The 13,240-nt window shown below is 64.9% G+C and carries 12 protein-coding genes; 6 read left to right on the top strand and 6 right to left on the bottom strand.

All coding sequences use genetic code 11. The features are described 5' to 3' along the window. Positions 1-3: 3 nt before the first annotated feature. Positions 4-1,365 (bottom strand): FAD-dependent oxidoreductase, encoded by a 1,362-nt coding sequence (locus tag ACVWZM_RS15795; protein ID WP_253588212.1) that lies wholly within the window; start codon positions 1,363-1,365, stop codon positions 4-6. A gap of 114 nt (positions 1,366-1,479) precedes the next feature. Here ACVWZM_RS15795 and ACVWZM_RS15800 point away from each other — a divergent pair, with 114 nt between their 5' ends. Then, positions 1,480-2,364, top strand: coding sequence for a LysR family transcriptional regulator (locus ACVWZM_RS15800; protein WP_253588213.1), 885 nt, complete (start codon positions 1,480-1,482; stop codon positions 2,362-2,364). Between the two features lie 62 nt (positions 2,365-2,426). Further along, on the top strand, positions 2,427-2,690 hold the full coding sequence (locus ACVWZM_RS15805; RefSeq protein ID WP_063790168.1) for a hypothetical protein: 264 nt from the start codon (positions 2,427-2,429) through the stop codon (positions 2,688-2,690). A 2-nt stretch (positions 2,691-2,692) separates the two neighbouring features. Here the strand turns inward: ACVWZM_RS15805 and ACVWZM_RS15810 are convergent, their stop codons facing one another. Next, the gene (locus ACVWZM_RS15810; protein WP_057020146.1) at positions 2,693-3,490 is read right to left on the bottom strand and encodes an enoyl-CoA hydratase-related protein; all 798 of its coding nucleotides are present in this window, start codon (positions 3,488-3,490) and stop codon (positions 2,693-2,695) included. A gap of 179 nt (positions 3,491-3,669) precedes the next feature. Here ACVWZM_RS15810 and ACVWZM_RS15815 point away from each other — a divergent pair, with 179 nt between their 5' ends. Together ACVWZM_RS15815 and ACVWZM_RS15820 are read left to right on the top strand one after the other, a co-directional pair. Then, the gene (locus ACVWZM_RS15815; protein WP_253588214.1) at positions 3,670-4,644 is read left to right on the top strand and encodes a ketopantoate reductase family protein; all 975 of its coding nucleotides are present in this window, start codon (positions 3,670-3,672) and stop codon (positions 4,642-4,644) included. 40 nt (positions 4,645-4,684) lie between these two features. Then, positions 4,685-5,464, top strand: a complete 780-nt coding sequence (locus ACVWZM_RS15820) for an SDR family oxidoreductase (protein WP_229191901.1) — start codon at positions 4,685-4,687, stop codon at positions 5,462-5,464. A gap of 98 nt (positions 5,465-5,562) precedes the next feature. Here ACVWZM_RS15820 and ACVWZM_RS15825 read toward each other — a convergent pair whose 3' ends face one another. Both ACVWZM_RS15825 and ACVWZM_RS15830 read right to left on the bottom strand, forming a co-directional pair. After that, complete coding sequence (locus tag ACVWZM_RS15825) at positions 5,563-6,297, bottom strand: aspartate/glutamate racemase family protein (protein ID WP_253588215.1); 735 nt, start codon at positions 6,295-6,297, stop codon at positions 5,563-5,565. A gap of 158 nt (positions 6,298-6,455) precedes the next feature. Beyond that, the gene (locus ACVWZM_RS15830; RefSeq protein ID WP_076832777.1) at positions 6,456-7,136 is read right to left on the bottom strand and encodes an alpha/beta hydrolase family protein; all 681 of its coding nucleotides are present in this window, start codon (positions 7,134-7,136) and stop codon (positions 6,456-6,458) included. A gap of 249 nt (positions 7,137-7,385) precedes the next feature. On the opposite strand from ACVWZM_RS15830, the gene ACVWZM_RS15835 reads away from it, so the two are divergent. Next, the gene (locus tag ACVWZM_RS15835) at positions 7,386-9,221 is read left to right on the top strand and encodes a c-type cytochrome (RefSeq protein WP_253588216.1); all 1,836 of its coding nucleotides are present in this window, start codon (positions 7,386-7,388) and stop codon (positions 9,219-9,221) included. Between the two features lie 274 nt (positions 9,222-9,495). Here ACVWZM_RS15835 and ACVWZM_RS15840 read toward each other — a convergent pair whose 3' ends face one another. Continuing rightward, complete coding sequence (locus ACVWZM_RS15840) at positions 9,496-11,034, bottom strand: aspartate ammonia-lyase (RefSeq protein WP_082654006.1); 1,539 nt, start codon at positions 11,032-11,034, stop codon at positions 9,496-9,498. A gap of 317 nt (positions 11,035-11,351) precedes the next feature. Here ACVWZM_RS15840 and ACVWZM_RS15845 point away from each other — a divergent pair, with 317 nt between their 5' ends. Beyond that, the gene (locus tag ACVWZM_RS15845; protein WP_028336241.1) at positions 11,352-12,065 is read left to right on the top strand and encodes a hypothetical protein; all 714 of its coding nucleotides are present in this window, start codon (positions 11,352-11,354) and stop codon (positions 12,063-12,065) included. A 386-nt stretch (positions 12,066-12,451) separates the two neighbouring features. On the opposite strand, the gene ACVWZM_RS15850 is transcribed toward ACVWZM_RS15845, so the two are convergent. Next, positions 12,452-13,212, bottom strand: a protein-coding gene (locus ACVWZM_RS15850; protein WP_210185730.1) for an IS5 family transposase whose coding sequence is annotated in 2 segments (ribosomal slippage) — positions 12,452-12,867 and positions 12,867-13,212 — 762 coding nt in all. Because the reading frame shifts where the segments join, the coding sequence is not laid out codon by codon here. Positions 13,213-13,240 lie beyond the last annotated feature (28 nt).

Consider the following 13,240-nt stretch of genomic DNA (forward strand, 5'->3'; position numbering starts at 1 on the left):
CACCTACAACCCCTCGGGCACGGCCTGATCGCGGCCGATGAACGCGCCCTGTTTGCCAAGCTGTTGTTGCAACTTTTCGATGGAAATGTCGCGCGGAATCGTATTGCCCGACAGCGCCAGCGCCGCCGCAGTTCCCGCCGCCTCGCCCATCACGAAGCAGGCACCGGAGACGCGCGCCGCCGATTGTCCCTCATGGGTCATCGAGGCGCAGCGGCCGGCGACCAGGAGATTGTCGACGCCCTCCGGTACCAGCATGCGGTACGGCAACTCGTTATAACCGCGGCTCTCGGGGATCGGCGGAAACTCGAAGATCACATCACCCGGCACATGGGATTCCTTCGGCCAACCATTGACGCCGATCGAATCCTCGAACGAGGCGCAGCCCAGCACGTCCTCGCCTGACAGCATGTAGCCGCCGATCACGCGCCGCGTCTCGCGGATGCCGAGCTGCGGCGGCAGATCGACGATGTAGGAATTCTCGAAGCCGGGCACCGTGCGCAGGAACCTGAACGCTTCGACCGCCTGGCGGCGGCCCTCGATCTCGCCGCGCGTCATGTCGTCAGGATCGATACCGGAAATGGCGCCGCCGTCGCTTCGCGTCACCTGGGTGAAATTCACCCGCCATTCGATCTGCGATTTCTGCGGCCGCACGATCGCCGACTTGCGCGGGAATGTGTGGGTGCCGGCGGCCTCGGCCTCAGCCATCAGCGCCGGGATGGTGCGCCAGGCATCGCCGGCCTTCGCTGGATCGATGCCGTTGAGGCGGAACATCATCGAGGGGTAGAGCATGCCGCCGGCATTATCGCCGACTTCATGGGGCGCACCGGCCCACACCGCGAGATCGCCGTCACCGGAGCAATCGATGAAGATGCTGGCGCGCACGGCCTGACGGCCGGCCTTGGTTTCCACCATCAGCGCACGGATATGCGAACCATCCATGACGACGCCGGCGCCGAGCGCGTGGAACAGAATGTCGACCTTGTGATGTGCGAGCAGATCGTCGGCCGCGATCTTGTAGGCCGCGGTGTCGTAGGCCTGCGCAAGGATCTTGCCGAGGATCAGATGTGGCGCGTTCAGCCCGCCGAGCCGGTCAATCCGCGCCAGGAGGTCGGAGGCGATGCCCTGCACCACGCGGTGCATCTCGCCGAAGATGTTGGCGTGCAGTCCGCAGAAGTTGGTCACGCCGGCCGCGGTGCCCATGCCGCCGAGAAATCCGTAACGCTCGATCAGGAGCGTCCGCCGTCCGGCACATGCCGCGCCGACCGCTGCCGCGATGCCGGCCGGTCCGCCGCCAAGCACCACCACGTCATATTCGCCATAGACCGGGACCTGCCGCGCAGGTTCTTCGATCGTGCTCGCTCGCATCATTTCCGCCCTGAACAAAGTTGATTGGGCCAACTATGAATTGATGCAGATTGCAGTACAATCCACCAAATTATGTAATCAGCTTTCGCGAATCGAGAAAGACGAGCAAGGCAGATGGATACGCTGGTCAATCTCGAAGCCTTCCTTGCCACCGCCGATGCCGGCGGCTTTTCCGCCGCGGCGCGCAAGCTCAACGTCGCGACATCCGTCGTCGCCAAACGCGTCACCCAACTCGAGCAGCGGATCGGCACCGCGCTGTTCCACCGCTCGACCCGCCAGTTGCGGCTGACCGAGTCCGGGCAGCAATATGTGCATCGCGCCCGTGGCGTGGTTGCCGATGTCGGCGATCTCTTGTCGCGGATGGGCGAGAAGCAGCGCGACCTCTCCGATCATCTGCGCGTCAAGGCGCCGACTTCGCTGACGGTGGCGCGGCTCGCCGATGCCTTCACGATCTTCCAGAAACAGAACGGAAGCGTGAAGCTCGAGATCGTGATGATCGATCGTCCGGTCGATCCGGTAACCGAAGGTTTCGACCTCGCGATCGGCGCCTTCCCGCATTCCTTCGGCGGCGTGGTCGACGAGCCCTTGTGCCGGCTGCCGCGCCTCGTGTGCGCCTCACCGGCCTATCTGAAGAAGCACGGCATACCGAAGCATCCGCGCGACCTGGTCGATCATCGCTGCCTCAGCTTCCTGCCGACCGGACCGGAATGGCCGTTCGAGGGACCGCGCGGCCGCATCAATATCCAGGTCCGCCCGATTCTCTCTTCGAACGAAGGCCGCGTGCTGACGCAAAGCGCGATCGCCGGCAACGGCATTGCGCTGCTCTCGCATTATCTGGTCGCGGACGCGCTGCGCGACGGCGCGTTGCAGCCGGTACTCACCGACTTTCCTATTCCGGAATTGTGGGTCAAGGCCGCCGTTCCCGAGCGCCGCATCGATGCCGCCGCGGTGCAGGCGCTGCTGAAGACATTGAAGAAATCGCTGTCGCAGCCGCTGTGATGCGACGCCGGCGTTGCCGTTGGCATGCCGACCTGAGACAAGGACGCGAAAGGATCGCCCGCTTGAAACTCCTGATCTCAATGTCGTTTGGTCTCATCATCGTCGCTGGGCCCGCGGCCGCGATCGAGACCTGCCGCTTCATTGAGGCCAAGGCGGAGCGCGAGGCCTGCTACCATCGGCAAGAGCAGGAACTTGCGGCGAAGCGCAAGCCCGAGCCGCCGGTGACGCGGTCGAGCGAATCGAAGACGTTAGATCAGCTGCAGCAGATGCGCCGCGACGACGAAGAGGTCTATCGCAGCATGCGCGGCATCTGCCGCGGCTGCTGAGCTTACGCGCCGCCGCCCCACCGGCCCGCGCGCTTCTCGGCGAAGGATGCAAGCCCCTCGGCAGCTTCCGCGGTCTGCCGCTTGGCTGAATGCAGCTGGACGAGGCGCTTGTAGGCCGCATCGTCCACCGCCATGCCGCCGAACGAGCTTTCCATCGCGAGCTTCTTGGTCTCGGCCATCGCATCCGGGGCATTGCCGAGCAGCTGCTCGACGACCTTGGCGCCGGCGCTGTCGAGATCGGCCAGTGGCACCACCTCATGGACGAGGCCGATGCGGCGGGCATCCTCGGCGCCGAACCGTTCGCCGGTCAGCGCATAGCGGCGCACCTGGCGGACGCCGATCGCGTCGCAGAGCTGCGGGATGATGATCGCCGCGGTCAGGCCCCAGCGCACCTCGGTGATCGAGAACAGCGCATTGTCGGCCGCGATCACGATATCGCAAGCCGAGATCACGCCGGTGCCGCCGCCGAAGCAGCCGCCCTGCACCAGCGCGACGGTCGGGACCGGCAGCGTGTTGAGACGCTGCACCGCCTCGAAGGTGGCGCGCGACGCCGCCTCGTTCTCCTCGAACGATTTCGGCCGCACGCCGTTGATCCATTTCAGGTCGGCGCCGGCCTGGAAATGCTTGCCGTTGCCCTTCAGCACGACGACGCGCACCGGCCTGGTCGAGAGATCGTCGATCGCGGCCAGCACGCCTGCAATCAGCGCGCCGTCATAGGCATTGTTGACCTCGGGACGATTCAGCGTGACGGTCGCGACACCCCGCGCATCGAGGCTCCACAGGACTGGGCTGGCCGACATGACGTTGCTCCCTCGTTCGGCATTGCTGTTATCTTGTACTGGCCTTGCACTATGGCGAGAGCGGATGCCTTGATCCATCACTTTCGAGCGCGCGCGACCGCGCCACGCGCATGACGGGTTGCGCGATGCCCCGCGCTTGTGGAAACTGACCGGGCACGTTGCGGAGAATTGTTCCACTCATGCGTATTTGCATTTTCGGCGCGGGCGCCGTCGGCAGCCACTTCGCGATCCGGCTCGCACGTGCCGGCCATGATGTGGCCTGCGTGATGCGCGGGCCACATCTCGACGCGGTCAGGACCAACGGACTGACGCTGAAGGTCGGCGACACCAGCATCACCGCGAAGGTGAAGGCCTCAGCCGATCCTGCCGATTTGGGACCGCAAGACATCGTCATCAGCACACTGAAGGCGACCGGCATCGGCGCGCTCGCAGCCGGGCTCCCGCCGCTGCTTCAGCGCGACACATCAATCGTGTTCGCGCAGAACGGCATTCCCTGGTGGTACGATCTCGGCCTGCCGCCACAGCATCCCGCGATCCCCGATCTCGGCTTCCTCGATCCCGGCGGGCATTTGCGCAGCGCCGTCCCGAAGCAGCGGATCATTGGCGGCGTGATCTTTTCCTCCAACGAGGTGGTCGCGCCGGGTGTCGTCGCGAACCTGTCGCCGGACCGCAACCGCCTCTTGATCGGTGAATGCGACGATCGGCAGAGCGAGCGCATCGCCCGCCTGCGCGCGGCGCTCAACGACGCCGCGATCGAATCGCCCGAGGTCAAGCAGATCCGCGAGACGATCTGGTCGAAGCTGTTGACCAACATGTCGATGTCGGTGCTCTGCCTGTTGACCGGGCTGACTGCGCGCGGCGTCCGCGACGATCCTGACATGCAGGACGTGATCCCGCGCCTGCTCGACGAGGCCAATGCGGTGGCGACACACTATATTCCCGAGGTCAAGCGTGTCACCCGCTCAGGGCCGGCGCCGGACCACAAGCCGTCGATCCTGCAGGACTACGAACTCGGGCGCGCCATGGAGATCGACGCGCTGGTGCGCGCACCGGCGGCATTCGCCCGCGCGGCCGCCATTTCGACCCCGATGCTCGACCTGATGGCCGCGCTCGCGATCCAGAAGGCGCGTGACAAGGGCCTGTATCAGGGCTGACAATCCGACCCACCACGATAACAAGCAGGGACATCGAACCATGCAAGTCAAGGACAAGGTCTGCGTCGTCACCGGCGGCGCGAGCGGGATCGGCGAGTCGGTGGCGCGGGCCTATGCGGACGCCGGTGCTCGCGGCGTCGTGGTCGCCGATCTCAAGACCTCGCGCGATCGGCTCGCGAGCGTCGCCGGCGATATCGACGGTCTTGCCGTTACCGCCGATGTCGGGCTCGAGGAGGACATCAAGGTGTTGATCGCCGCCGCCGAGGACAAATATGGTCCGGTCGACGTGTTCTTCTCCAATGCCGGGCTCTCGCGCAAGGGACAAGAGACCGCGTCCGATGCCGACTGGGACGTGAGTTGGCGCGTGCATGTGATGAGCCACGTGTACGCGGCGCGCGCGCTGGTGCCCGGCATGCTCGCGCGCGGCTCCGGCTATCTCATCAACACCGCATCCGCCGCGGGGCTATTGGCCTCGCTGAACTCGATGCCTTACGGCGTGACCAAGAATGCCGCGGTCGCGCTCGCCGAGCATCTCGCCATCCAGTATGGCGATCGCGGCATCCGCGTCTCCGTGCTCTGTCCGCAATCGGTGCAGACGGGCATGACGACGCCGGGTCCGAGTGCCGCGCGCGTCGACGGCGTGCTGCAGCCGGGCGAGGTTGCGCGCATGGTGATCGAGGCGATGGCGGAAGAACGTTTCCTGATTCTGTCGCATCCGCAGGTGCACGAATACATGCAGCGCAAGGCCACCAATCGCGAGCGCTGGCTGTCCGGCATGCGCCGCCTGCGCGACCGGATCTATGGCGGGGTGGCGTCATAAAAACTTCATCCGTCATTGCGAGGAGCGACAGCGACGAAGCAATCCATTCTCGGCATGCGGCGCCATGGATTGCTTCGCTTCGCTCGCAATGACGAAGCTTAGTCTTCTGGAGCCGGCGCGAATCCTTCGAGCAAACCCGTGTATCTCTTCGCCCCAGGTGAGGCATAGGCACCGCGGCGCGACGTCGTCAGCTTGAGGCCGGCAAGCGCTTCCGCCTGCTTCACCGCGGCGGCCACGCCGTCGACCACGGGCACGCCGAATTTCACCGACAGCTCATGGGCAAGATCAGCCATGCCGGCGCAGCCGAGCACGATGGCGTCCGCGCCCTTGTCCAGCGCGCGGGCGATCTCGGCCTCCAGCTTCGGCCTCGCGCCCGAGCCCGGCTTCTCGAGATCGAGCACCGCGACGTCGCAGGCAGTAACCACCGCGCGGTCGGCAAAGCCGTAGCGGCGGACCAGTTCCTCCAGCGGGACGATCGAGCGCGGCAGCGTGGTGACGATGCCGATGCGCTTGGCGATCTGCCCGGCGGTGACCAGCGCCGCCTCGCAGATGCCGACCACCGGATAGCGGGCCGCCGACCGCGCGGCATCGAGCCCGGTATCGTCGAAGCAGGCGATGATGCCGGCGTCGGCATCGGGCGTCTTCAGCAACGCCTCGATCAGCCCGGGAACGGCGAAGGCCTCGTCATAGAAGCCTTCGATCGAGGCCGGTCCCATCGCAGACGTGACGGCGACGATCTCGGTGCCCGGTGCGGCCACCGCCCGCGCGGCGGTCGCGATGGTTGCGGTCATCGACGCGGTGGTGTTGGGATTGACGATCAGGATCTTTGTCATGGGTGGAGAATAACATCCCTTTCGCGGCCAAGCGTAGCCCGGATGAGCCAACGGGTCGCGCGAACGCGCGCCCGATGACAGGCTCCGCGATATCCGGGACCGATCTCGCCCGCGGCATGCAGACCCCGGATGTCGCTTGGCTCATCCGGGCTACACACCTATGCATGCTCCGCCACCCAGCCCGCGAAGGCATCGAGCACCTCGGCCATCACCTCGTGGTCGTTGCGGCCGGAGCGCTTGAGGACATGGAAGGAGTGGTCGGCCTCCTGCACCAGATGCAGCGTCGCGCGATGACCCAGCCCCTTCACCACGGGCTCGAGCAGGTCGAGCTCGGCCAGCGCGTCGCGGGTGCCCTGCAGGAACAGCATCGGGACCTTGACCTCGGCGAGATGCCTGGCCCGCTCGCTCGACGGCTTGCCGGCGGGATGCAGCGGAAAGCCGAGAAACAGCAGCCCGCGCACGCCGGCGAGCGGCGCCTTGGCCTGTGCCTGCGAGGTCATGCGTCCGCCGAACGACTTGCCGCCGGCGAACAGCGGCAGTTCGCCGCAATGACGCGCAGCTTCCGCCACGGCGGCACGCACCGTTGCCTGCGCGACGGCGGGCGGATCGGGCCGCTTGCTGCCCTTCTCCATGTAGGGAAACTGATAGCGCAATGTCGCGATGCCGCGCTCCGCCAGGCCCTCCGCAATCGCGACCATCGAGGGATGCGTCATGCCGGCGCCGGCGCCATGGGCAAACACATAGGCGCTACGGGCCTGCGCCGGCCGCAGCAGCAGCGCGGACACCGTGCTGTCGTCCGAGACCGTGATCGTGAGCGGCTGCACGCCTGACGTGTTCAAGATGACATCTCGAAGAATTGTTGCGCCGTTGTTTCTAGCCGCAGGCCTCGATGCGCGCAAATGCCGCCGCGGAGGGAACGCCGCAAGTGAACTGGCTCACAGCCAATCAACATTTCCGTTGTTAGACCAAGCGCCGCCACTGTAGGATGGCGCACACCGCATCACACGCTTAACGCGAACTCGTTTTTCGGCGAATTTTAACATCTCATCCATATCACGCGCGGATACCGCGAATTGGGGGAACGGGGCATGCCTCGCAAGACGATATTCGTCATCGGACTGTTGATTGTCGCCGGCGTGCTCTATTTCAAGGACGATATCGAGACGGTGGCGAGCGGCTTCCGCGTCAAGGTCGTCGACTACCAGCCGCCGGCAAAGACGGTGTGGCTGGATCAGAATGTCAGCGCGGAGCGGCTGCGCTGGTTCTATCACGCCGACCAGGGCACACGGACCTTCGGCATTCCCCATGAATGGTTCATGGCGCTGGAGCAGCCGACGGTCTGGCCGCTGTTCACCGCGGCGCCGCGACTCAGCGAGACCAATTATCTCGGCCGCTTCGGCTTTATTCCCGACACGGTGATTCCGGGCAAACCCGATGCGCTGCCGATCGGCTTTTCGCAGGGCGGCCCGATGGCCGATGCCAACGGCGCGCCGTGGCGCAATCCGCACAGCAAGGCGGATATGACCGGCGTCGGCCTGACCTGCGCCGCCTGCCACACCGGCAGCTTCAGCTATCGCGGCACCGAGATCGTGATCGACGGTGGGCCGGCCAACACCAATCTGTTCGAATTCCAGAAGAGCGTCGGCGTCTCACTGCTGCTGACGCGGTTCTGGCCGGGGCGCTTCTCGCGCTTTGCCGACGAGATCCTCGGCAAGGATGCCAGCCTCGACGAGCGCATGGCGCTGCGCGGCCAGCTCGACCTCGTGCTGAAGCAATACGCCAACATCAATTCGCTGGAGAACAAGGTCGCCGCCAACAGCGTCGAGGAAGGCTATGCGCGGCTCGACGCGCTGAACCGGATCGGCAACCAAGTGTTCTCGATCGACCTGAACAACCCGAACAACTACGCCTCGCATTCAGCGCCGGTGCATTTCCCGCGAATCTGGAACGCACCGTGGTTCAGCTGGGTGCAATATGACGGCTCGATCATGCAGCCGATGGTACGCAACGCCGGCGAGGCGCTCGGCGTCAGCGCCGAGCTCAACCTGCTCGACGAGTCCAAGGGGCTTTACAAATCGAGCGCGCGGATCGACGTGCTGCACGAGATGGAGCGGATGATCGCCGGCGAGCCGCCCAGCGAGGACAAGGGTTTTGGCGGACTTGCTTCGCCGAAATGGCCGGAGAACATCCTGCCGCCAATCAACATGGACCTCGCGAAGAAGGGCGGCGAGCTCTACAAGACGCATTGCCAGGGCTGTCACGGCCCGGCGATCGACAGCAAGGCGCTGCCCGCGAGCGAAGCCTTTGCGCTGTTCAAGGACAAGAGGCGCTGGACCAGGAACGAGGCCGGCCAGCCGCTGCTCGATGTCGAGATGATTCCGATCAGCCATATCGGTACCGACAGCGCGCAAGCCGAGGGCCTCGCGCACCGCACCGTCGAGACGCCGGCCAATCTGAACATCAAGGACAGCAGTTTCGGTCCTGCGCTCGGCGATCTCGTCGAGAAGACCGTCGACTATTGGTACGACCAGAACAAGACCCCGCCGGAAGATCGCAAGCGCATCAACGGCTACCGGCCGAACGAGATCCAGGCGCCGCTCGCCTACAAGGTCCGGCCGCTCAACGGCATCTGGGCGACCCCGCCGTATCTGCACAACGGCTCGGTCCCGACCATCTACGCACTGCTGTCGCCGGTGAAGGACCGTCCCGCAACCTTCTATCTCGGCAGCCGGGAGTATGATCCGAAGGATCTCGGCTACGTCTGGAAGGACAAGATCAGGAACGCCTTCATGCTCGACACCACCAAGCGCGGCAACGGCAATTCCGGACACGAATTCTCCAACGAGAAGCGCACCGGCGTGATCGGGCCGGAGCTGAAGGAAGACGAGCGCCGCGCCCTGATCGAGTTCATCAAGACGCTGTAGGCCCCCGAAGGGACTGCGCCCCCTCTCCCGCTTGCGGGGGAATCGCATATAGAAAAATCTGTCGGGCAGCGTCCTCGCGGCCATCCTTCGAGACGCCGCTGCGCGGCTCCTCAGGATGACGGGTCTTGTTTTGCGGCACTCATGGTGAGGAGCGCCGCTTGCGGCGCGTCTCGAACCACGAGGCCGAGTTACCTCCGTAGCCGCTGAAGGTCATATGCGATTGCCCTACCCGCAAGCGGGAGAGGGAGCCGACTGCCGATGCAGCGGCTGTCCTTCAACTCCTCGGCACCGGCTGCCGGCGCGCCGGGCGGGTCATGGCCTCGAGCTCGAGGAGCTGGTTGAGCTGCGCTTCGGTCAGCAGTTTTTCCTCCAGCACGATGTCGGCGACCGAGCGGTTCTCCTTGAGCGCACGGCGCGCCACGCGCGATGAGGCCTCGTAGCCGAGCGACGGCGCCAGCGCCGTGATCAGGCCGATCGAGCCCTGCACCAGGCTGCGGCAACGCTCGCGATCGGCCTCGATGCCGTCGACACAGCGCTTGGTCAGCGTATCGACCGCCGCCGTCAGCATGCGCAGCGAACTCAAGACGCAATAGCCGATGGTCGGCTCGAACGCGTTGAGTTGCAACTGGCCGCCTTCGGCGCACATCGTGACCGTGAGGTCGTGCCCGATCACCAGGAAAGCCACCTGGTTGACCACTTCGGGAATGACAGGATTGACCTTGCCGGGCATGATCGACGAGCCGGCCTGCACGGCGGGCAGGCGGATTTCGCCGATGCCGGTGCGCGGCCCCGACGACAGCAGCCGCAGGTCGTTGCAGATCTTGGACAGCTTGACCGCAACGCGCTTGAGCACGCCGGAGAACAGGACGAAGGCGCCGAGATCGGACGTCGCCTCGATCAGGTTGGAGGCAAGCACCATCGGCTGGCCGGACAGCCGCGACAATTCCTCGACCGCGAGCGCCGCATAGCGCGGATCGGCATTGATGCCGGTGCCGATCGCGGTGGCGCCGAGATTGACCTCGCGGAACAGCGCGGAAATCTCGTTCAGGCGCGCGACATCCTCCTTCACGGTCACGTGGAAGGCATCGAATTCCTGGCCGAGCGTCATCGGCACCGCATCCTGAAGCTGGGTGCGCCCCATCTTCAACACGTCGGCGAACTCCACCGCCTTGCCTTTGAGCGAGTAGGCGAGATCGTCCAGCGCGCGCACCAGCGGCTGGGTGGCGAAAATCACCGCGAGCCGCAGCGCGGTCGGATAGGCGTCGTTGGTCGACTGCGCCATGTTGACGTCGTCGTTCGGATGCAGCGCGTGATAGTCACCCGGCTTGCGCCCCATCAGCCGCAGCGCGACGTTGGCGATCACCTCATTGGCGTTCATGTTGGTCGACGTGCCGGCGCCGCCCTGGATCGCGTCGACGACGAAGGATTCGGCATAGACCTTGTCGGTCGCAATCTGGGTGCAGGCCGCTTCGATCGCATCCGCCTTCTCCGGTGCGAGATAGCCGAGCCGCTTGTTGGCGCGCGCGGCAGCCTGCTTCACCAGCGCCAGCGCGCGGACGAATTCCGGGAAGTGCCCGACCGGCACGCCGGTGATCGGAAAGTTCATCACCGCGCGCTTGGTGTGAATGCCCCACAGCGCATTGGCCGGGACGTCGTCCTCGCCGAGCAGATCGTGCTCGGTGCGGGACTGCGCCTGCTCGATCGGCACGGTGCGGACGGTCGCGACCGCGAGCTGGCTGGGGCCGCTGCCGCTCTCGCCGGAGGGGGACGCGGCAGCTGCAGCGTTGGCGGTCTCAACCTTCGATTCGGCCATGGTACCTCCGTTACCTCACGCAGATCGTGTCGTCAGCGACGCCATGATGCGCCCGGCGGGCGTCGAAAGCCAATGCCTATCGGCAGAGTCTTGCACACCGGTGAGCGGCAAGACGCGGAAAACCGGCATTGGCGCGCGCCGAACCGTGAGATTAAGGACTTTGCCTTATCCGTCATGATAACAACAACTTATAGCTCGATATCGCGACCCGCTTCGCGACCGATGCGGCTGCTTTCTCCGCCCCGTCGTCGCGTGCTAGACGAGCATCGATTGGCGCAAGGGCGCCGCCGACACTGAACGAACCAAGGACCAAAGCCGTGTCCAACAATAACGAAGCGATCACCATCAAATTCCGCTGCCCCGCGGAGCTCGAGGGCAAGATTCCGCCGCCGATGCCTGCGTCGTTGGGGCTTCCCGGATGGCTCAAGGCGATGCCGACGCAGGCCTTCAATACGATGAGCAATCGCGAAGAGGATACCGTCAAGCGCTGCCCGCCATTCGTCGATGCGATGACATCGGGTTTCCTTTTGCCGCTGATCTGCGATCTCAAGGTCGAGAATGGCGCGATCACCTGGGACAACGACCTTCCCGCCGGCGGCGCGCTCGAATTCCCGCGCTCGCCTGTCGGCTTCCACGACGAAAGCCAGGTAGTCGGCTCGCCGCTGTTCGAGCCCGACCGTTTCGTCATCAAGTTCGTCAATCTGTGGACCATCGAGGCGCCGCCCGGCTACTCGCTGTTCTTCACGCATCCGGTCAACCGGTTCGACCTGCCGTTCACCACGCTGACCGGCATGGTCGATTGCGATCTGTTTCACGACAGCTGGGTTCATTTCCCGGCACGCTGGCACGACACCAGTTTCAACGGCGTATTGCCCAAGGGCACGCCGGTTGCGCAGTGCTTCCCGGTGAAGCGCGAAAACTGGGTCGCGCAGACCGCCGCGATGACGCCGGATGAAACATCGCGCGCCCAGGAACTGACCAACAGGATGGCCCGCGAGTCCGGACTCTATCGGCGCCAATTCCGGACGTAGAGCGGGCGCGCGAAGCTCCGCTGCGGCCTCCTCCGTCATTGCGAACTACCCGATGGGAGGCTCGGCATCCACCGCCGTCGTCCTGGCGAAAGCCAGGACCCTTAGCCACCGTCTTCGGTGATGAGCGGGACCGCGGCCCGGTAGCGCTCAACAATTGAGATTTGGGTAATGGGTCCTGGCTTTCGCCAGGACGACACCGACTATGGGGCGCGATCCTGAGCCAGTTCGGTGTCTTCACCCGGATGCGGGCGATCCAGCATTCCAGAGGCGCTTGTGCTTGAGCGCAGAGGCCGCGGCTTATCCCCGCCGCTCTAGATTCTAGTTTTGACGCGTTAGCGCGAGCCGGTGTCCGCTTCGCTCGAAAACGCCCTAGGACCGATCGACATTCATTGCATCCAGATCATTGCGGCAGCGAGATGGATGAAGCCGGTAAAGTTGTCAGATCGCCTGTCATAACGGGTTGCCAAGCGTCGGAAGTGTTTGAGCTGGCAAAAGCAGCGCTCGATGCGGTTGCGCTGTTTGTATGCGTCGGCGTCGTGCGGAATGATGATCCTGCGGGTGCGGTTTGACGGGATCACCGCCGTTGCGCCGATTTCCGCGATGATCGCACGCAGGGCGTTGCTGTCATAGGCCTTGTCGGCGAGCACGGCATCGCCGCTTTGGCCGTGGAGCAGTGCCGGCGCCTGGGTGATGTCATTAACTTGCCCAGCCGTGACGATGAAGCGGAGCGGACGGCCGAGCGCATCAGCCAGCATGTGGATCTTGGTGGTCAGTCCACCTCGGGAACGCCCCAGCGCCTGATCTTTGGCCCCCCTTTTCCGCTCGTCGCCTGCTGGTGGGCGCGAACGATGGTGCTGTCGATCATCAGATACTGGTTGTCGCGATCGGCGGTCAGAGCAGCGAACACGCGCTCCCAGACGCCGGCATGGCACCAGCGGCTGAAGCGCTGATGCACCGTTTTCCACTTGCCGTACCGTTCCGGCAGGTCGCTCCAGTGTGCGCCCGATCGCAAAACCCACAAACATCCGTTGACGAACAGTCGATTGTCCGCAGCCGTACGTCCCGGGTCGCCAGCTTTCCCCGGCAGCAGTGGCGCAATCCTCGCCCATTGCGCCTCCGTCAGCTCATATCGTTTCGCCGCCACCATCTGCTCCGTGTCTCGAATCACGGAACTC

It is taken from the genome of Bradyrhizobium sp. USDA 4501 (assembly GCF_054062115.1).

What these genes read in the sequence shown, in the direction of transcription:
- ACVWZM_RS15840 (WP_082654006.1), bottom strand. Translation starts at nt 11,034, where the DNA reads ATGGCCGAATCGAAGGTTGAGACCGCCAACGCTGCAGCTGCCGCGTCC.
- ACVWZM_RS15825 (WP_253588215.1), bottom strand. Translation starts at nt 6,297, where the DNA reads ATGACAAAGATCCTGATCGTCAATCCCAACACCACCGCGTCGATGACC.
- ACVWZM_RS15815 (WP_253588214.1), top strand. Translation starts at nt 3,670, where the DNA reads ATGCGTATTTGCATTTTCGGCGCGGGCGCCGTCGGCAGCCACTTCGCG.
- ACVWZM_RS15810 (WP_057020146.1), bottom strand. Translation starts at nt 3,490, where the DNA reads ATGTCGGCCAGCCCAGTCCTGTGGAGCCTCGATGCGCGGGGTGTCGCG.
- ACVWZM_RS15795 (WP_253588212.1), bottom strand. Translation starts at nt 1,365, where the DNA reads ATGCGAGCGAGCACGATCGAAGAACCTGCGCGGCAGGTCCCGGTCTAT.
- ACVWZM_RS15820 (WP_229191901.1), top strand. Translation starts at nt 4,685, where the DNA reads ATGCAAGTCAAGGACAAGGTCTGCGTCGTCACCGGCGGCGCGAGCGGG.
- ACVWZM_RS15800 (WP_253588213.1), top strand. Translation starts at nt 1,480, where the DNA reads ATGGATACGCTGGTCAATCTCGAAGCCTTCCTTGCCACCGCCGATGCC.
- ACVWZM_RS15835 (WP_253588216.1), top strand. Translation starts at nt 7,386, where the DNA reads ATGCCTCGCAAGACGATATTCGTCATCGGACTGTTGATTGTCGCCGGC.